Origin of the sequence: Arhodomonas aquaeolei DSM 8974 (assembly GCF_000374645.1) — a bacterium.
Classification (GTDB): domain Bacteria; phylum Pseudomonadota; class Gammaproteobacteria; order Nitrococcales; family Nitrococcaceae; genus Arhodomonas; species Arhodomonas aquaeolei.
This window is the reverse complement of record NZ_KB894809.1, coordinates 43,628-60,123: the sequence shown is the minus strand read 5'-3', so window position 1 is coordinate 60,123 and position 16,496 is coordinate 43,628. Positions and strand designations below refer to the sequence as shown.

Annotated in this window: 15 protein-coding genes; 9 read left to right on the top strand and 6 right to left on the bottom strand. The window is 71.2% G+C overall.

All coding sequences use genetic code 11. The annotated features are described in order from the left end of the window. Window positions 1-33: 33 nt before the first annotated feature. Window positions 34-1,032 carry an HlyD family secretion protein gene (locus C516_RS0111055; RefSeq protein ID WP_018718454.1) on the bottom strand — a complete coding sequence of 333 codons (999 nt, stop codon included), beginning with the start codon at window positions 1,030-1,032 and terminating at the stop codon, window positions 34-36. Between the two features lie 99 nt (window positions 1,033-1,131). After that, a complete protein-coding gene (locus tag C516_RS0111050) occupies window positions 1,132-2,568 on the bottom strand; it encodes a dihydrolipoyl dehydrogenase (protein ID WP_018718453.1) in 1,437 nt (478 codons plus the stop codon). A 169-nt stretch (window positions 2,569-2,737) separates the two neighbouring features. Here C516_RS0111050 and C516_RS0111045 point away from each other — a divergent pair, with 169 nt between their 5' ends. Then, window positions 2,738-3,493 (top strand): VIT1/CCC1 transporter family protein, encoded by a 756-nt coding sequence (locus C516_RS0111045; protein WP_018718452.1) that lies wholly within the window; start codon window positions 2,738-2,740, stop codon window positions 3,491-3,493. Here C516_RS0111045 and C516_RS19340 read toward each other — a convergent pair. Beyond that, the gene (locus C516_RS19340; RefSeq protein WP_018718451.1) at window positions 3,453-4,382 is read right to left on the bottom strand and encodes a DMT family transporter; all 930 of its coding nucleotides are present in this window, start codon (window positions 4,380-4,382) and stop codon (window positions 3,453-3,455) included. The two genes, C516_RS0111045 and C516_RS19340, sit on opposite strands and share 41 nt — an antisense overlap. 239 nt (window positions 4,383-4,621) lie before the next feature. Here C516_RS19340 and C516_RS0111035 point away from each other — a divergent pair, with 239 nt between their 5' ends. Continuing rightward, entirely contained in the window at window positions 4,622-7,750 is a 3,129-nt protein-coding gene (locus tag C516_RS0111035; protein ID WP_018718450.1) for an AfsR/SARP family transcriptional regulator, read from the top strand. Between the two features lie 174 nt (window positions 7,751-7,924). Continuing rightward, window positions 7,925-8,905, top strand: a complete 981-nt coding sequence (locus C516_RS0111030; protein WP_018718449.1) for a cyclodeaminase — start codon at window positions 7,925-7,927, stop codon at window positions 8,903-8,905. Here the strand turns inward: C516_RS0111030 and C516_RS19335 are convergent. Next, window positions 8,895-9,194, bottom strand: coding sequence for an HlyU family transcriptional regulator (locus C516_RS19335; RefSeq protein WP_163143881.1), 300 nt, complete (start codon window positions 9,192-9,194; stop codon window positions 8,895-8,897). The genes C516_RS0111030 and C516_RS19335 overlap by 11 nt on opposite strands. A 450-nt stretch (window positions 9,195-9,644) precedes the next feature. On the opposite strand from C516_RS19335, the gene C516_RS0111020 reads away from it, so the two are divergent. From C516_RS0111020 to hepT, 3 genes are all read left to right on the top strand, one after another. Continuing rightward, the gene (locus C516_RS0111020; RefSeq protein ID WP_018718447.1) at window positions 9,645-10,910 is read left to right on the top strand and encodes a serine hydrolase domain-containing protein; all 1,266 of its coding nucleotides are present in this window, start codon (window positions 9,645-9,647) and stop codon (window positions 10,908-10,910) included. A gap of 76 nt (window positions 10,911-10,986) precedes the next feature. Continuing rightward, complete coding sequence (gene mntA / locus C516_RS0111015) at window positions 10,987-11,376, top strand: type VII toxin-antitoxin system MntA family adenylyltransferase antitoxin (RefSeq protein ID WP_018718446.1); 390 nt, start codon at window positions 10,987-10,989, stop codon at window positions 11,374-11,376. Next, window positions 11,273-11,788: a type VII toxin-antitoxin system HepT family RNase toxin gene (gene hepT, locus C516_RS0111010; protein ID WP_084594180.1), complete on the top strand. Its 516-nt coding sequence runs from the start codon at window positions 11,273-11,275 to the stop codon at window positions 11,786-11,788. Before mntA ends, hepT begins: the two co-directional genes overlap by 104 nt. A gap of 1 nt (window position 11,789) precedes the next feature. On the opposite strand, the gene C516_RS0111005 is transcribed toward hepT, so the two are convergent. Next, a complete protein-coding gene (locus C516_RS0111005) occupies window positions 11,790-12,062 on the bottom strand; it encodes a DUF3634 family protein (RefSeq protein WP_018718444.1) in 273 nt (90 codons plus the stop codon). A 137-nt stretch (window positions 12,063-12,199) separates the two neighbouring features. Continuing rightward, window positions 12,200-13,405, bottom strand: coding sequence for an MFS transporter (locus tag C516_RS0111000; RefSeq protein WP_018718443.1), 1,206 nt, complete (start codon window positions 13,403-13,405; stop codon window positions 12,200-12,202). A 465-nt stretch (window positions 13,406-13,870) separates the two neighbouring features. Here C516_RS0111000 and minC point away from each other — a divergent pair, with 465 nt between their 5' ends. Genes minC through minE form a run of 3 tightly spaced genes read left to right on the top strand, consistent with a single transcriptional unit; the run spans window position 13,871 to window position 15,748 of the window. Next, window positions 13,871-14,608 carry a septum site-determining protein MinC gene (gene minC, locus C516_RS0110995; RefSeq protein ID WP_018718442.1) on the top strand — a complete coding sequence of 246 codons (738 nt, stop codon included), beginning with the start codon at window positions 13,871-13,873 and terminating at the stop codon, window positions 14,606-14,608. Window positions 14,609-14,655: 47 nt separating this feature from the next. Further along, window positions 14,656-15,462, top strand: a complete 807-nt coding sequence (minD, locus tag C516_RS0110990; protein WP_018718441.1) for a septum site-determining protein MinD — start codon at window positions 14,656-14,658, stop codon at window positions 15,460-15,462. A 4-nt stretch (window positions 15,463-15,466) separates the two neighbouring features. Further along, the gene (gene minE, locus C516_RS0110985) at window positions 15,467-15,748 is read left to right on the top strand and encodes a cell division topological specificity factor MinE (protein WP_018718440.1); all 282 of its coding nucleotides are present in this window, start codon (window positions 15,467-15,469) and stop codon (window positions 15,746-15,748) included. Window positions 15,749-16,496 lie beyond the last annotated feature (748 nt).

The following is a 16,496-nucleotide window of genomic DNA, read 5'->3' as shown; positions in this document are numbered from 1 at the left end:
CGGGATCGCGTGGCACGCCCCGGTCGGCCACGGTCACTGCTCCGGGGCCGGCTCGGGCAGCCGTGTCGTCAGCCACTCGGGCCACGGCGTCTCGCGGCCCAGGCGCACGTAGCCCATGCCGGGCAGGCCCGTCTTGACCAGGTCGGCGTACTCGGTGAGCACGTCCTCCGGCACCCGCAGCTTGACCCGGAACATCAGCCGGGCACGCTGCGCGTCGGTCTCGACGTGCTTGGGGGTGAACTGGGCGTCCGAGGCGACGAAGCTCACCCGCGCCGGGATCACGTATTCCTCGGCGGCGTCCAGGATGATCCGTGCCTCGCCCCCCAGGGCCAGGCGGCCCGCCTGGCGGGTGGGCAGGAAGATCGTCATGTAGACGTCCTGGAGGTTGAGCAGCGTGAGCACCCGCCCGCCGGAGGCCAGTACCTCGCCGGGCTGGGCCAGGCGGTACTGGATGCGGCCGGCCACCGGGGCCTTGAGGGTGTAGTCGCGGCGCTGGGCCTGGAGACGCTCCAGCTGTGCCTGGGCGGCGTCCACGCCGCCCTGCCGGGTGTCGATGGCGGCCCGGGCGGCCGCGACCGCCGCGCGGGCGTTGTCACGGGCGGCGGTGCGCTGGTCGAGCAGGTCCTCCGAGACGTGGCCGCGCTCGTAGAGGGTCTGCGTGCGTTCGAGCTCGCGCTGCGCGAGGGTGAGCTCGGTCTGCTTCGCGGCCCGGTTGGCCCGGGCCTCGGCGAGCTGCTGCCTGGCCTGGTTGACGTTGGCCTCGGCCTGGCGGATCTGGGCGTCCAGCTCCTCGGTATCCAGCCGTGCAACGACCTCGCCGGCATCGACCCAGTCGCCTTCCTCCACGGTGATCGCCGCCAGCCGGCCGGCGTACTTCGTGGCGATGTCCACCCGTTCCGCCTCGACGCGGCCGTTGGCCGCGGCGATTCCGGCCGGAAGGGGGGTCGGGCGGAGCCAGAAATAGTAGTAGGCGGCGCCGGCCGCGCCGGCGATGACGACGAGCGCGGCGAGCAGTGCAAGGCGACGTTTCATTCCCCACTCCTCGGGAACGTGATCAGGGCGCGCGACGGCGCCGCGCGGCTGGTCACAAGGATACGCTGACGGCGCTGCAGTGCGTCAACGCGCCCGCCGTCAGGCGGGATCCTCGCCGCCGAGCGCCCACGCCGCCGGGGTGTCGCACAGGGGCAGCTCCAGGGCCGGACGTGCGGTCTCGACGCTGCGCCGGGCGGCGTGCAGGGCACTGCGTACGCCTTCCTCGATCACCGGGTGGTAGAAGGGCATCTGCAGGGCATCGTCCACGCTCAGGCGCTGTTCCACCGCCCAGGCGAGCAGATGGGCGACGTGCTCGCCGTCCGGGATCGCCATCTCTGCGCCGAGCAGACGGCCGTCGTGGCGGTCGGCGTAGACGCGCAGGCGACCGGCGTTGCGCCCCATCATCACGGCGCGGCCCTGGCCGGAGAAGTCGGCGTCGCCGGTGACGAACCGCTCGGCGGGGAGCTGGGCATAGCCGAGGCCGACCCGTGCGGCCTGGGGCTCGCTGAACACGATCGCCAGCGGCGTGCGCCGGCCGACGCACCCGGCATCGGGGTTGAGGGCGTGATAGGCGGCGATGCGGCCCTCGTCCGCGGCCTCGTGCATGAGCGGCTGGGCGGCGTTGACGTCGCCGGCGATGTAGACCGGCAGTTCGCCGAGGCGGAGGGTCAGGGGATCGAACTGCGGCATCCCGTGGTCGTCGAGGGGCACGTCCAACGCCTCCAGCCCGAGGCCGTCGATGTTGGGCCGGCGGCCGAGGGCGGCGAGCACCCAGTCCACCTCGCGGCTGTCGCCGTTGGCGAGCACGCGCACGGTGTCCCCGTCCCCCGCCTCGAGGGCGACGTCCGCACCCGTGGTGACGGACATCGAGCGCTCCAGCCCCGCGATCAGGGCCTCGTTGACGGCCGGGTCCGAGAGACCGCCGACGAACACCGAGCGGGTATAGCCGTGGACCTCCAGGCCGAGCTGGCCGAGGCCCTGGCCGAGCTCCGCGCCGATGGCGCCGAGTCCCACCACCGCGACGCGGTGGCCGAGGTCCGGCTGCTCGAAGAAGTCGTCCGTGGTGAGCACCCGGTGGCCGAGGTCGCGCCAGGGTGCCGGCATCACGGGGCGGCTGCCCGTGGCGATCACGATGGCGTCCGCCTCCACGCGCTCGTCGCCGACGGCCAGGGTGTTGGCGTCCAGGAACCGCGGCCGGCCACGGAGGCTGCGCTCGCCGAGCGAACGTGCCAGCCGGGTCGGGCCGGCGACGAAACGGTCCCGCAGCTCGCGCACATGCTCCATCAGCGAGGGGATGTCGGCACTGAGCCCCTCCGTGCCGCGGATCCCCGCCTCCGCCAGGAAGCCGCGGCGGTGGTAGCCGTGGGCCGCGGCCAGCAGGGCCTTGGAGGGCATGCAGCCGACCCGCGCGCAGGTGGTGCCGTAGGGGCCGTTGTTGATGAGTATGACGTCGTCGGTGTGCCGGCGGGCCTCCTTGAGGGCCGTCAGCCCCGCCGTACCGGCGCCGATGATCGCGAGCTTCGCCTTGTGTGCCATGGCTGTGTGCGTTCCTTTGCGAAATGGGTGTTCCGTGGGGCGGAGACCGGCCGCCCCGATGACAGGGGACAGTGGTGGCGGCGACGCCCGTTTTCCAGTGGCACACGGATCCGGGACCGCGGCGTGGCATTATCTGTGGTGGTGCGCAGTATCACGGGAGGCCAGGGCCATGCGCGACGGCGATCGTACGGACGTGCTGCGTCGTGCCCATGATCCGGAGGCGATCGCGCGGCGGCTTGCCGGTGCGCGGCGTCAGGAACACGTCTCGGACGCCGTGCTCGGCGGGATAGACGGCTGCATCACGACGTTCGCCGTGGTCTGCGGCGCCCTCGGTGGCGGATTCACGCCCCTGGTGGCGTTGGTGCTGGGATTCGCCAACCTGGTGGCGGATGGCTTCAGCATGGCGGTCAGCCGTTACGAGTCCATCCGCGCCCAGCGCGAGGTGGTGGCGGCCACCCGGCGGGAGGAGCTCGATCACATCGCCCGGGTTCCGGAGGGGGAGCGCGAAGAGGTTCGCCAGATCTTCGCCGCCAAGGGGTTTCGTGGCGAGACCCTGGCCGACATCGTCGAAACCATCTGTGCCGACCGCGGCCGCTGGGTGGAGACGATGATTACCGAGGAGCACGGCCTCGCTGCGGCCCAGCCGCACCCGGGCCGGGCCGCCGCGGCGACATTTACCGCGTTCGTGCTCGTGGGCGCGCTGCCCCTCCTGCCGCTGCTTTTACCCGGGGGCGAGATCGCCCGTTTCGCCGCCAGCGCCGTGATCGCCGCGGCGACGTTCTTCGCCATCGGTATGGTCAAGAGCCTCGTGCTCGGCCGCCCCGTACTGCGTGCCGCCCTGCTCACGCTGGCGACGGGGGGGAGTGCCGCCGTACTCGCCTACCTCACCGGGATTCTTTCGCGCTGGCTCCTCGGCGGCGGCTGAGCCGGCGACCACCGGTGTTCACGAGTGCCACGCCGGCCATCACCACCGCGAGCCCGGCGATGGCCCGCGGGGCCAGGCGCTCGTCGAAGAGCAGGTAGCCGAGGATCACGGTGAACGGCGGGGCGAGGTAGAACAGGCTGGCCACCTTCGCCGCGGCGCCATGACGGATCAGCGCGAACAGCAGCCCCACCGCGCCCACCGAGAGCACCAGCACCAGCCAGGCCAGGGCGAAGACGAACTCGCCGGTCCAGTCGATGGCGCGGGTCTCCAGGGCCAGCGCCGGCAGGAACAGGGCCACCGCGCAGGCGCCGAACTGAATCGCCCCGCCGGTGCGCAGGTCCGTGGCCGGGCAGAAACGCTTCTGGTAGAGCGTGCCGAAGGTGATCGACAGCAGTGCCAGTACCGCGCCGCCCAGGCTGACCGCCGAGGCCGTCGCCCCCTCGATGCGGCTGGACACCACCAGTACCACCCCGGCCAGGCCCAGGAGCAGGCCGGCCCATTGCCGGGCGGTGACCCGCTCGCCCAGCACCAGGCCGGCGAGGGCCGCCGTGAGCACGGGCTGCAGCGAGACGATGATCGCGGTCACCCCGGCGGCCAGGCCGTGGCCGATGGCCCAGAAAACGCCGCCGAGATAGCCGCCGTGGACGAGCAGCCCGGCGACCACGATGTGGCCGGTGCCGCGTGCCGTGTCCGGCCAGGGGGCGCGGGTGATCACCGCGACGGCGGCGAGCAGCACGCTGGCGGCGAGCATGCGTGTGGTCAGGAAGGTGAACGGCTCCGCGTGCGGCAGCCCCAGGCGGGCACCGATGAAACCCGTGCTCCAGAGCACGACGAACAGCGCCGGCATGGCCACGCGCCAGACCGCCTGCCTCTCCCCCTGGTCGACCACTTTGCCGTTACTCCTTATCCGGACGATGCGACAGCATACTGATGCCATGCTGTCGAACGCCACCGCGCCGCCCCGGGGCGGCTGCGTGTGCCGCCGGTGGGGTGGTGCGAATCGATGCGACGATGCGCGAAAGCGTATGGTATCCGTTGCAGGGCATTTCGTATCCGGGCTGACAGGCACTAAACTGAAAAATCACGGATGACGCAGGCGACGCGAACCTGAGGGGGGACAACTCAACAATGAACAATGCGATCGCCCGGCCTCGGCTGTTTACGGCGCTGGACGACTGTCCGGCGGGCCGGGTTCCCTGGCTTGTGGCAGCGGGCGGCTATGGCAAGACGACGCTGGCGGTTTCCTACGCACAGGCGCGCGGGGCGGCGTTGCTGCACCTCGCGGTTGGCGACGCGGGGCTGACCGCCGGTGAACTGTTCTTCCGTCTGCGCGAGCAGGCCGTTTCCGTGCTCGGCGAGGCCGCGGAGGCGCTGCCGGTGCTCAACCCGGAGTACTCGGCGAGCCCGGAGGTGTTCACGCGCCGCTTCGCCGAAGAGCTCGTCCGTCATCTCCCCGCGCAGACCCTGCTGTTCCTCGACGACCTGCACCGGCTCGACGCCGAGCACCCGATCCACGCCGTGCTCGCGATCCTCACCGAAGCCCTCGACGGGCGGCTCCGCCTCGTCATCGCCAGCCGGCACGAGCCGCCACCGGCATGGGCGCCGCTGCGCGGGCGCGGGCAGCTGCGGGTCATCGATGAGAGCATGCTCGCCTTCGACCGGTGCGAGACCGAGACCCTGCTGGACAGCGAGGGCATGGGCGGAACGGTGGGTGAGCAGCTGCTGGACTCCACCCGCGGCTGGCCGGTGGGCGTGATGCTGCTGCTCGAGCACTACCGCCGTACCGGCGCGCTGCCGGACCAGCGCGACGCCCGGCGGCCGCTGGCGGACTGGTTCGGCCACGAGATCCTCGCCCCGCTGGACCCGGACGACCAGCTCCTGCTGCGGGCCTGTGCGCTGCCGGCGTACTTCCCGGTGGACGCCGCCGCGGAGGCCACCGGTGTCGCCGACGCCGCCGAGCGGCTGGCGCGGCTGCAGCGCGAGCATGCCTTCATATTCACCGAGGCGGACGACGCCGGTGGCAGCCTGTGCCGCTTCCACGACCTGTTCCGGGACTTTCTCCGCCGCGAGGGGGAGCAGCGCTGCGGCGACGCGGCGCTGGCCGAGGCCAATGCGCGGTGGGGACGTGTGCTCTGGCAGCGCGGCCATTGGAGCGAGGCGGCGCGGCTGTTCCTCGCGGCCGGCGACGACGAGGCGCTCGCGAACGGGGTCAAGAGCGTTGCCGGCGCGATGCTCCAGAGCGGCCGCGGGGACACCCTGTTCGGATGGCTGCAGGCCTTGCCGGAGCAGCGCCGCCGCGCCGATCCCATCCTCACCCTCTGGGAGGGGATGTGCCTGCTGCTGCAGGATACGGCGATGGCCCGCGGGCTACTCGCCGAGGCCTGGGAGGCGGTGAGCGAGGCGCGGGACTATGCCCACATGGCCATCGCCTGGAGCGGCATCGTCGACAGCATCTGGCTGGAATGGGCGCACGTCTCCAAGTACGAGTACTGGATCGACGAGTTCCTGCGCTTCGAGGCGGATTTCCGCGAGCACCTGCCCCGGCCACTGTGGCTGACGGTGCTCCGCGGCATGGTCGCCGCCCTGTGCTACGGGCGGCCGCTCGACCCGTCGCTGGAGCGCTGGGAGCGCGAGGCGCTGAGTGCGCTGTCCGGCCCCATGCCGGATAACGAGCGGGTGATGCTCGCCTGCCAGCTCCTCTATCTCAATACCTGGCAGTTCGGCCGTCGCGCCGGCGCGAACCGGGTCATGGCGGTGATGGACGTGCAGCAGGACGCGGTCGAGCGGGCCTCGCCGCTCGCGCGCTGTCTGTGGAAGACCTTCACGGCGCTGTGTGCGCTGCTTTTCGACGGCGATCGCGAGCGCTGCCTCGCCGAGGCGGAGGAGGGCCGGGCGCTGATCCGCGAGTACGGCATCGGCACCTGGGATTGCGCCGTGCCGCCGTTGCACGCCGCCCTGTGCTTCGATGACGCGGAGGCCCTGGCGGACTGGATGGCCTGGTTCATGCGCACCGACTGCAAGGCGGCGCGGCCGTTCTACGACACCTTCCAGGCCCATTTCCTCTCCGGCCAGGCATGGCTTCGCGGGGATGTGCACGAGGCCTGCGCCCACGCCGGCGAGAGCATCACCGTCGGCGAGCGCCACGGCTCCGTGGTGATCTCCTCGGGCTTCCGTGGGCTGCACGCGGCGATGCTTGCGGAAGCCGGCGACGTGCGCGCCGCGGTGCGTATGGCCGCCGCGGCACGGCGGCACTCGCAGGGATTCCCCAGCGATTTCCTCGAGGTGTTCATGTACCTCGCGCTGGCGCGCATCCCGCTGTACACACGGCACCCGGAGCGGGCCCTGCCGTACCTGCGGCGGGCGTTCGCCGCCGGCGAGCGCCAGCGCATGTTCTTCCCGCTGATGGTGCGCGCCGACGAGCTTTCCTACCTCTGCGCCCTCGCGCTGGCCAATGACGTCGCGCCGGATTATGCGCGCTGGCTGATTCGCACCCGTTCGCTGGCGCCGCCGGCGGACGGCGCGTTGCGCCGGCACTGGCCGTGGCGCTGCCGCATCGTGGTCTTCGACGGTTTCCGGGTGAGCGTCGACGGTGAGACCCGGGGTGAGAGCGGGCGCGGCCGGCCGCTGCCCAGGGCGCTGCTCGCCTGGCTGGTCTTTGCCGGCCCCCGGGGCCTGTCGCAGGAACGCCTCGCCGAGGCGCTATGGCCGGAGAGCGGTCGTGAGAAGGCGCTGAACAGTCTTTACGTCACGGTGCACCGCCTGCGCGACCGTATCCTCGACGATTCGGAGGCGGTGGTCAGCGAGGGTGGACGCGTTCGCCTGGATGGCGACCGTGTCTGGGTCGACGCCTGGGCCTTCCAGGCCGAGGCGGCGGAAGCGGGCGACGAGGAGCGGCGGCTTGCCGACGCACTGGCGCTCTACAGCGGCAGCCCGACCCTGCCGGGCGTGGACCCGATGGAGGTGGAGGTGTGGGAGACGGCGCTGGAGCGCAGCTACGAGCGCCTCGCGGTGCGTCTGGGCGAGCTGCTGGAGGCGCGAAGCGCCGCCGAGGCCGCTGCCCATTACCGCGCGGCCCTCGTCCATGTGCCCCTGAGCGAGCTGCTGTGGTCCGGCGCCATGCGCAGCGAGGCGGCCCAGGGCAATACCGCGGCGGTGCAGCGGACGTGGCGCGAGCTCGAGCGCTGCTTCGAGCGCGAGCTGGACGCGCCGCCATCGCCGTCACTGGCGGCGCTGTACCAGCAGCTCGCCGGATCCTGATCTTCCCGGGGCATCGCCCCGCGCGTCCGCCGGCCTGTGTGCCGGAGCAGGCCGGCGGCGCCATTGCCCCCGCCGGGACAGGACCGGCCGGCGGACTGGCGCTGTTCCTGAAACCGCTCCGGCGCTATGGCAAACGAGAATATCCCCGAATGGGTCCATGAGAGGAGTCACGCCATGACGACGGTGGTTACGAGAGACGAGCTGACCCGCTGTGTCGGCGTGGACGCCGACGCCCTCGCGGTGGTGGAGGACGGTTTCGCCCGTCTGGGCCGGGGCGAGGTCACCATCCCCCCGATCATGGGGCTGGAGATCCCGGAGAAGAACGGTGCCGCGGATGTGAAGGCCGCCTATGTCTCCGGCTGGGACAGCTTCGCGGTGAAGCTCTCCACCCGCTTTTTCGACAATCCCGAGCGCGGCCTGCCGAGCGGCAGCGGGCTGATGGCGCTGCTGGACGCGGACACCGGCCGGCCGAGGGCGCTGCTCCTCGACGACGGCTACCTCACCACGGTTCGCACCGCCCTGGCCGGGGCCCTGGCGGCGAAGTACCTGGCCCGGGAGGCGGTCGATACGGTCGGTGTCGTGGGCACCGGCAGCCAGGCCCGCTGGCAGCTCAGCGCCCTTGCGCTGGTGCGTGATTTCCGCCGGGTGCTGGTTTTCGGCCGGGACATGGATGCCGCCGAGGCCTATGCCGAGCAGATGAGCAGCGAGCTGGACGTGCCCGTGAGCGTTGCCGGCGACGCCGCCTCGCTGGTGCAGGCCTCGGACGTCGTCGTCACCACTACGCCGGCCACCGAGCCCGTGATCCGCGCGGAGTGGTTGCATCCCGGCGTGCACGTCACGGCAATGGGCTCTGACGCCGCCCACAAGAACGAGCTCGCACCGGCCGTGCTCGGTGCGGCGGACGTGCTCGTGTGTGATCTCAAGGCCCAGTGCGAGGCCCGCGGCGAGCTGCGCCACGCCCAGCGCGCCGGGGTGATCGCCGCCTCCGAGCCGGTCACCGAGCTGGGTTCGCTGGTCAACGGCCGGGCCCGTGGGCGCACCGGTGACGACGACATCACCGTATGCGACCTCACCGGTGTGGGCGTGCAGGACACCGCCATCGCCCGTTACGCGATGGAGCGCGTGCGCAGCGCCGGGCTGGGCATCAGCCTGTAGCCGGCGGGTCGAACAGCGACTCGCCGTTCTCGTCGATCAGGCGGCGGCCCTTGGCGAGGCTCACCGAGACCGCCGCCTCGTACTCGCCGTAGCTGTCGGCGCGCACGAACACGTACGGTCGTGCGTCGCCGGCGCCGGGCCGGCGGATCTCCCCGGCAACCCGCCAGGCGCTGCCGTCCTTGCGCGGCATCGCCACGATCTCGAAGCCGTTGTATTCCTCACGGCCGCCCACCGCCACGGGGGCGTCGCCGTCCCCGCCGCGCAGGCGTTGCCATAATCCCTTGAGCATGATGATCGATCCCCCCAGGGCCTGCATCCGGCCCCGAGTGTAACGCGACAGCGCGCGCCGTTGCCGTACCGGGAGCGGGTGATGCCCCGGGTGGCAATCGTAAGTCGTGCGCCGAAGGCGTGCGACGTCTCTGCCGGGGCGTCGGGTGGGGATGTCGCACACGGCCTTTGGCCGTGCACGACCTACCGGAGCTCACCGGTGTTGGGCCGGTAGTGGGGGGTGCGGTGGTCGTCGCTGATCGGAGCGAGCGTGCCGCGTCGCCCTCGTATCTCCTTTGTCGCCACGCGAGGGGGCGGTGAGGCTATGGGCCCGCTCTGGACGTCGTGGCCGGGGGATGGGCACGATTGGGTGCGGCACACCTGGAACCGCCGTCGCGGGCGCGGCCGGTGGCTCGGGCGCACCGAAGCCCGTGCGTCCCGGGGGTGCAGTGGATCACGCAGGGAGTTGGTCATGATGGAGACACCGGTGGCACCGGAGCAGGTGGGGCTGAGCCGCGAACGGCTCGGCCGGGTGCGGCGCTGGATGCGCGAGCAGGTCGAGCGTGAGCGCCTGCCCGGGGCGAGCGTGCTCATCGCCCGGCATGGGCGGGTCGCGTTCTTCGAGTGCGAGGGTCAGCGGGACATCGAGGCGGGTGCTCCGGTGCAGCGGGACACGCTCTTCCGCGTGTTCTCCATGACCAAGCCGCTCACCACTGTGGCGCTGATGATGCTCTACGAGGCGGGAGCCTTCCAGCTCGACGACCCCGTGGCCCGTTACCTCCCGGAGTTCGAGGACATGCAGGTCCTGGTGGGCGGCAGCGCCCAGGCGCCCCGGCTCAAGCCCGCCGACGGGCCCATCACCATTCATCACCTGCTCACCCATACCGCCGGGCTCACCTACTGGTTCATGGGCGACAGCCCGGTGAGCGGCATGTACCGCAATGCCGGCATCGATTTCGTCCGCGGCGAGGGCGGTCTCGCGGAGATGGTCGAGCGGGTGGCCGCCCAGCCGCTGATCGACCATCCCGGCGCGCGCTGGCACTACAGTGTGGCGACGGACGTCCTCGGCCGGCTGGTGGAGGTGCTGAGTGGCGAGCGTTTCGACGTCTTCCTTCAGCGCCACGTGCTCGCCCCGCTCGGCATGCACGACACCGGCTTCGAGGTGGCGGACCGCGACATCGACCGCCTCGCCGCGCTCTACGGCCCGCCGGGCAGCGACGGGCTGCTCGCCGGTGACGGCGGCGACATGCCGATGCCGGACGGCGGCCTGGAGCTGCTCGAGGCGCCGGCCTCGAGCGCCTTCCGCGCCCCCGTGTCGCTGCACTCCGGCGGCGGCGGGCTGATCTCCACGGCCCCCGACTACCTGCGCTACTGCCGGATGATGCTGGGTGGCGGCGAGGTCGACGGCGTACGGCTTCTCGGGCGCAAGACCGTCGAGCTCATGACCACCAACCAGCTCCCCGGGGACCTGGCGAGCATGGGCCAGCCGGTGTTCAGCGAGACCCGCTACGACGGCATCGGCTTCGGCCTGGGCGTGTCCGTCACCCTCGACCCGGTCCGTGCCCGCATCCTGGGCTCCCCCGGGGAGTTCGCCTGGGGCGGCGTGGCGAGCACGGCCTTCTGGGTCGATCCGCGGGAGGACATGGCGGTGATCTTCCTCACCCAGCTCATGCCCTCGTGGAGCTATCCCCTGCGTCAGCAGCTCCGCGTGCTGACCTACCAGGCGCTGGTGTCCTGATCCGCGATCGCGTGATGGTATTCTGCGGTGCAGGGTCCGCGGCAGGCGAAACGCCATGGGTCACGAGGAATCCCGAATGAAAGAGACGATACGCGAGGCGGTTGCCCGGACGGGGGCGCCGGTAGCGTGCGTCTATCTGTTCGGCAGCCGGGCACGCGGGTGTCCGCGGGAGGGCAGTGACGTCGACGTTGCCGTGCTGCTGCAACCGGATCAGTCACGCCCTGCCGGGCTGCTCGGGCCACTGCAGCGTATTCGCGGGGCTCTGGAGCGGGCGCTGGAACGGGATGTCGACCTGGTCGACATCCGCGATGCGCCGCCGGATCTCGTTCACCGGATACTGCGTGACGGGATCCTGGTCATGGATGAGGCGCCGGAGTTGCGTGCCGCCTTCGAGGTGGCGGCGAGAAACGCCTATTTTGACGTCCTGCCCTATATCCGGGAATACCGTCGCGGGCGTGTGGCATGACGGATTCGGCCCTGATCGAGAAAAACTAGCGCTCATAGAAACGTGCGTTTGCGAACTCCGTGAACTGGCCCGGCCGGAGCACCTAGGGAGCGATGCGCGTGAGGCCCGGTTCGTCGAGCACACCCTGCAGATCGCGATTCAGGCGTCACTGGATGCGGCCTCACACATTGTTTCGGTCAGAAGGCTGGGTGAGCCGGCCACCAATCGAGCGTTGTTCGATCTGCTGAGACGGGCCGGTATGCTCGGTGACGAGCTGGCCGAGTCCCTGTACGCGATGGCCGGGTTCCACAACGTGCTCGTGCACGGTTACCAGGAGGTCGATCTGACGATCGTCGAGGACATCCTGGCGAATCACCTCGGAGATCTCCTGCGTTACGTCGAGGCGGTTCGGGGCGCCTTGCGACCGGACTGAGTCAGCCCCTCGCGCGGGTGCCGCCGTTGCCGCCGCCGGTGGGCGGCGGTTCCCAGACGTTGCGCAGGGGCTGGCGGCAGCGCTCGGGGACGTTCGAGGAGAAGCGCAGGCGGTGGCCGGCGGCGGTGCGCACGCAGCGGACCTGGCCGGCCTGTACGCCGTAGAGGCGGGCGATGTCGCGGCAGCCCGAGAGGAAGCCCGGCGGCGGCGTGCCCCGGGTGACGACCGGGCCGTCCGGCTCGAAGGTGATCGTGTACAGCGTTTTGCCCAGCATGCTCTTCCCGTCGGTGCCCGCTCTTCTTACCCACAGACCATGCGCCGGTCATGGCGTTCCGCCGTCATCCGCGCGACTGGCCGTGCTGCCGCGCAAGTATCGCACCGCCGTCCGTCTCGTGTCCGGGGGGCGGCGTGTCATCGTTCGTCCCCGTCCCCAGTCCCCCGCGCGTCGCGCGATCGCAGGTCCAGGCCGAGTGCCAGTGGCGCTGCGAGCAGGGCATAGGCGGTCACCGGCGCGAGCGCCAGGGGCGGCGTGCCCGTGGCGTCCGCGATCATTCCGCCGATCAGGGGTACCGTGAATGCCACGGCGTAGCCCAGGGTGAACATCCCCGCGGACAGCCGTCCGGCCCCGCTGGAGTCGGTCAGCCACGGCGGCAGGGAGACCAGCAGGATCAGCTGTACCGCCGAGGCGAAGCCCACCACCAGCGCGCCCGCCAGTGCCGCCAGCCCGCCGGTGAGGGTGAACAGGGCCAGGCCCGCGACGCAGGCCAGGCCGGTGATCACCAGCGGGCCACGCCGACCGAGCCAGCGGCCGGACATCGCCATCATCAGCACCGAGGCCGCGACCTGGCAGACGTTGAACGTGAACAGCGTCGCCGGCAGGGCGTCCATGGCGCCGCGGTCGGCGAGGATGCTGCCCATGTACGCGTTGGTGCCGAAGAACACCGTGGCCGCGGCGCCGAGCAGGGCCCCCAGGCGCCAGACTGTGCCGTCGTGCCAGTCCGGCTGCCAGTGCGGTGCCGCCGGGCCGGCCTCGCCGCGGCTGCGGCAGAGCATGACCACCACGCCGACGGCGAGCGCCGGTAGAGACCACGTAAGCAGGGTCAGCCGCCAGCTTCCGCCGGTGAGCGGCATGATCACCGGCAGCGTCAGGCCGGCGCCGACGAACTCGCCCATGAGCATACCGTTCATGTACACCGCGGAGCCGAGCGCGACGAAACCCGGGCACCACAGCGGTACCAGCGCCGGCAGGGCCGGCTGCATCGCCGCCACACCGAGCCCCAGTATCGCCGTGGCGGCAAGCAGCACCGCCGGCGGCGGCGCCAGACCGCGGGCGGCCGAGCTCGCCGCGACCAGCACGAGTGCCAGGGCCAGGGTCCGTCGGGCGCCGAGCCGGGCAATGGCGAGCGCGCCGGGCAGGGCGCCGACCGCGAGCATGAGCACGGGCAGGGTGGTGAGCGCGCCGATCACCGTCTGGCTCAACGCGAGATCGTCGCCAATCACCGGGGCAAGCGGCGGGGCCACGAGGATGGGCACGCGCAGGTAGAGTCCCGTGAGCCAGAGCAGGGTGAGCAGGGCGAGGCGGCGGGACAGGGGCGGATTGTTCTTCTCGTCGGACATCGGGCCAGTGTAGGGGAGCGCCGTATCACCCGATAGTGCCGCGGCGGTGGTGAGCGTGCCCGGAAACGTTACGCGGCCGAGTGCGTCATCGGGCCTGGACCACCGTCTGTCGACGGGTGTCGGGCGGCTGCGACAGTCCCGCCGGCAGGGCCTGTGGCGACGCCGGTCGCGCCGTGATGATGCGGCTATTGATCGCCCCGGGGCTGCACGATATAAAGGCGGGCAATAAGACACCGGCAGGCGTCCCCGTGACATGGTGCGCCACGCCGTCCGGCCCCTGGACGAGACCGGCACGCGCGATGGCGCGGCCGCGGCTCGCCGAAACGGGCGCGGGTCCGGGGTGTCAGCGGGCGGCAGCGGCTTCCGGGCCGCGCCCCGCGGCACCGGCGGGCCTGTCGCCCGGGGCGTCGGACGGCGTGGCGCATGGCGTTCCGGGGTCGGGCACACGTTCTCTCGGGGAGATGCATGACCTCACAGGCGAGTACCGCGGCGGGCGAGCCGGCATTCGAACTCAAGGGCCGGATGCTGACGTTGACCATCCTGCGTCTGCTGGACGCGGATCTGGAGCACTTCCTTGCGGACCTGGAGGCGCGCATCGCCGAGGCCCCGGCCTTCTTCGACGGCATGCCGGTCATCCTCGATCTCACCCCGGTGGCGGCCAGCGGCATCGACGACATCTGGCTGAGCGAGCTCGCCCATCACCTCTGGCAGAGCGGGCTGGCCCCGGTGGCGGTGACCGCCGGTGACCCTCGGGTGGAGAATACGGCCCAGGCCGCCGGCCTCGGCGTGATGCGCCAGCCCGGCGGCGGCAGTACCCGCGAGGTGGACACCGGCCCGGCGCCCGCCCGGCCGGAGCCGGCGTCGGCGACGGCGCGGCTCGTGACCCAGCCGGTGCGTTCCGGCCAGCAGATCTACGCCCGTGGCGGCGATCTCGTCGTGCTCGCGCCGGTCAGCCCGGGCGCCGAGGTGCTGGCGGACGGCAACATCCACGTCTACTCGAATCTGCGCGGGCGGGCCCTGGCAGGTGTGCAGGGCGACGCCGACGCGCGGATCTTCTGCCAGCAGCTCAACGCGGAGCTCATCGCGATCGCCGGGTGTTACCGGGTCAGCGAGGACATTGACGAGGCCAGCCGCGGCCACAGTGTTCAGATCCGCCTGGCGGGTGAGACACTGCACATCGAGCCGCTGGCGGGCGCCCAGTAACGGGCAGGACACCCTGCGATTCGGACAAGGACTCAGGAGGTTTCAGCGTGGCGAAGATTCTCGTCGTGACATCCGGCAAGGGCGGGGTCGGCAAGACCACCACCAGCGCCGCCTTCGCCGCGGGGCTCGCCCGTCGCGGCTACAAGACCGTGGTCGTCGACTTCGACGTCGGCCTGCGCAATCTGGACCTGATCATGGGCTGCGAGCGCCGCGTGGTCTATGACTTCGTCAACGTCATCAACGGCGAGGCGAACCTCAACCAGGCACTGATCCGCGACAAGCGCGTCGAGGATCTCTACATCCTTCCCGCCTCCCAGACGCGGGACAAGGACGCCCTGACCCAGGAGGGCGTGGAGCAGGTGCTGGACACGCTCTCGGAGCAGTTCGACTACATCGTCTGCGACTCGCCCGCGGGCATCGAGCGCGGGGCGAACCTCGCGATGTACTTCGCCGACGAGGCCCTGGTGGTGACCAATCCCGAGGTCTCCTCGGTGCGCGACTCCGACCGGGTGCTCGGGCTGCTTGCCAGCAAGACCCGCCGTGCGGAACAGGGCAAGGAGCCGGTGGGCGAGCACCTGCTCATCACCCGTTATGCCCCCTCCAGGGTCGGCAAGGGCGAGATGCTCAGCGTCGAGGACGTGCGCGAGATCCTGGCGATCGACCTGCTTGGCGTCATCCCCGAGTCCACCGCCGTGCTCAACGCCTCCAACGCGGGCGTGCCGGTCATCCTCGAGGACCGCACCGATGCTGGCCAGGCGTACGACGATGCGGTGGCACGCTTCCTGGGCGAGGAACGCGAACACCGCTTCCTCACGGAGAAGAAGGGTCTGTTCGGACGGATTTTCGGGGGTTGAGGCAATGAGCTTCCTGGACTATTTCCGCTCCGAGAAGCGCCGCTCGGCCTCCGTGGCCAAGGAGCGGCTGCAGATCATCGTTGCCCGCGAGCGCTCCGGGCGCGGCGGGCCGGATTACCTGCCCAAGCTCCAGGAGGAACTGCTCTCGGTCATCCGCAAGTATGTGCAGGTGAGCGACGACGCCGTTCGCATGGAGGTCGAGCACGAGGGCAACTGCGACGTCCTCGAGCTCAACATCACCCTGCCGGAAGGCGGCGAAGGCAACGCCCAGACCGGCCGGCGGTAGCCCGGCCGGCGTTGCGCCCGGGTGTCATACGGTCCAGCCACGCGCAGGTCGGCTGCTCCCGGCAGCCGACGTTTGTCCCCCGGTCTAACGGCACCGGAATGTTGGCTGCCAGGAGCAGCCAACCTACCCGACCGAACAGGGCCGGAACCGGTCCCCCGGCGCGCTCCGGTAGGTCGGCTGCTCAAGGCAGCCGGCGTTTTCGCCCCGGTGTAGCGGCACCGGAATGTTGGCTGCCAGGAGTCGCCAACCTACCCGACCGAACAGGGCTGGAACCGGTCCCCCGGCGCGCTCCGGTAGGTCGGCTGCTCAAGGCAGCCGGCGTTTTCGCCCCGGTGTAGCGGCACCGGGATGTTGGCTGCCAGGAGCAGCCAACCTACCCGACCGAACAGGGCCGGAACCGGTCCCGCGGCGCGTTCCGGTAGGTCGGCTGCTCAATGGCAGCCGGCGTTTTCGCCCCGGTGTAGCGGCACCGGGATGTTGGCTGCCAGGAGCAGCCAACCTACCCGACCGAACAGGGCCGGAACCGGTCCCCCGGCGCGCTCCGGTAGGTCGGCTGCTCAAGGCAGCCGGCGTTTTCGCCCCGGTGTAGCGGCACCGGAATGTTGGCTGCCAGGAGTCGCCAACCTACCCGACCGAACAGGGCTGGAACCGGTCCCCCGGCGCGCTCCGGTAGGTCGGCTGCTCAAGGCAGCCGGCGTTTTCGCCCCGGTGTAGCGGCACCGGGATGTTGGCTGCCAGGAGCAGCCAA

What these genes read in the sequence shown, in the direction of transcription:
- C516_RS0111055 (WP_018718454.1), bottom strand. Translation starts at nt 1,032, where the DNA reads ATGAAACGTCGCCTTGCACTGCTCGCCGCGCTCGTCGTCATCGCCGGC.
- C516_RS0111050 (WP_018718453.1), bottom strand. Translation starts at nt 2,568, where the DNA reads ATGGCACACAAGGCGAAGCTCGCGATCATCGGCGCCGGTACGGCGGGG.
- C516_RS0111045 (WP_018718452.1), top strand. Translation starts at nt 2,738, where the DNA reads ATGCGCGACGGCGATCGTACGGACGTGCTGCGTCGTGCCCATGATCCG.
- C516_RS0111035 (WP_018718450.1), top strand. Translation starts at nt 4,622, where the DNA reads ATGAACAATGCGATCGCCCGGCCTCGGCTGTTTACGGCGCTGGACGAC.
- C516_RS0111030 (WP_018718449.1), top strand. Translation starts at nt 7,925, where the DNA reads ATGACGACGGTGGTTACGAGAGACGAGCTGACCCGCTGTGTCGGCGTG.
- C516_RS19335 (WP_163143881.1), bottom strand. Translation starts at nt 9,194, where the DNA reads ATGCTCAAGGGATTATGGCAACGCCTGCGCGGCGGGGACGGCGACGCC.
- C516_RS0111020 (WP_018718447.1), top strand. Translation starts at nt 9,645, where the DNA reads ATGATGGAGACACCGGTGGCACCGGAGCAGGTGGGGCTGAGCCGCGAA.
- mntA (WP_018718446.1), top strand. Translation starts at nt 10,987, where the DNA reads ATGAAAGAGACGATACGCGAGGCGGTTGCCCGGACGGGGGCGCCGGTA.
- hepT (WP_084594180.1), top strand. Translation starts at nt 11,273, where the DNA reads ATGAGGCGCCGGAGTTGCGTGCCGCCTTCGAGGTGGCGGCGAGAAACG.
- C516_RS0111005 (WP_018718444.1), bottom strand. Translation starts at nt 12,062, where the DNA reads ATGCTGGGCAAAACGCTGTACACGATCACCTTCGAGCCGGACGGCCCG.
- C516_RS0111000 (WP_018718443.1), bottom strand. Translation starts at nt 13,405, where the DNA reads ATGTCCGACGAGAAGAACAATCCGCCCCTGTCCCGCCGCCTCGCCCTG.
- minC (WP_018718442.1), top strand. Translation starts at nt 13,871, where the DNA reads ATGACCTCACAGGCGAGTACCGCGGCGGGCGAGCCGGCATTCGAACTC.
- minE (WP_018718440.1), top strand. Translation starts at nt 15,467, where the DNA reads ATGAGCTTCCTGGACTATTTCCGCTCCGAGAAGCGCCGCTCGGCCTCC.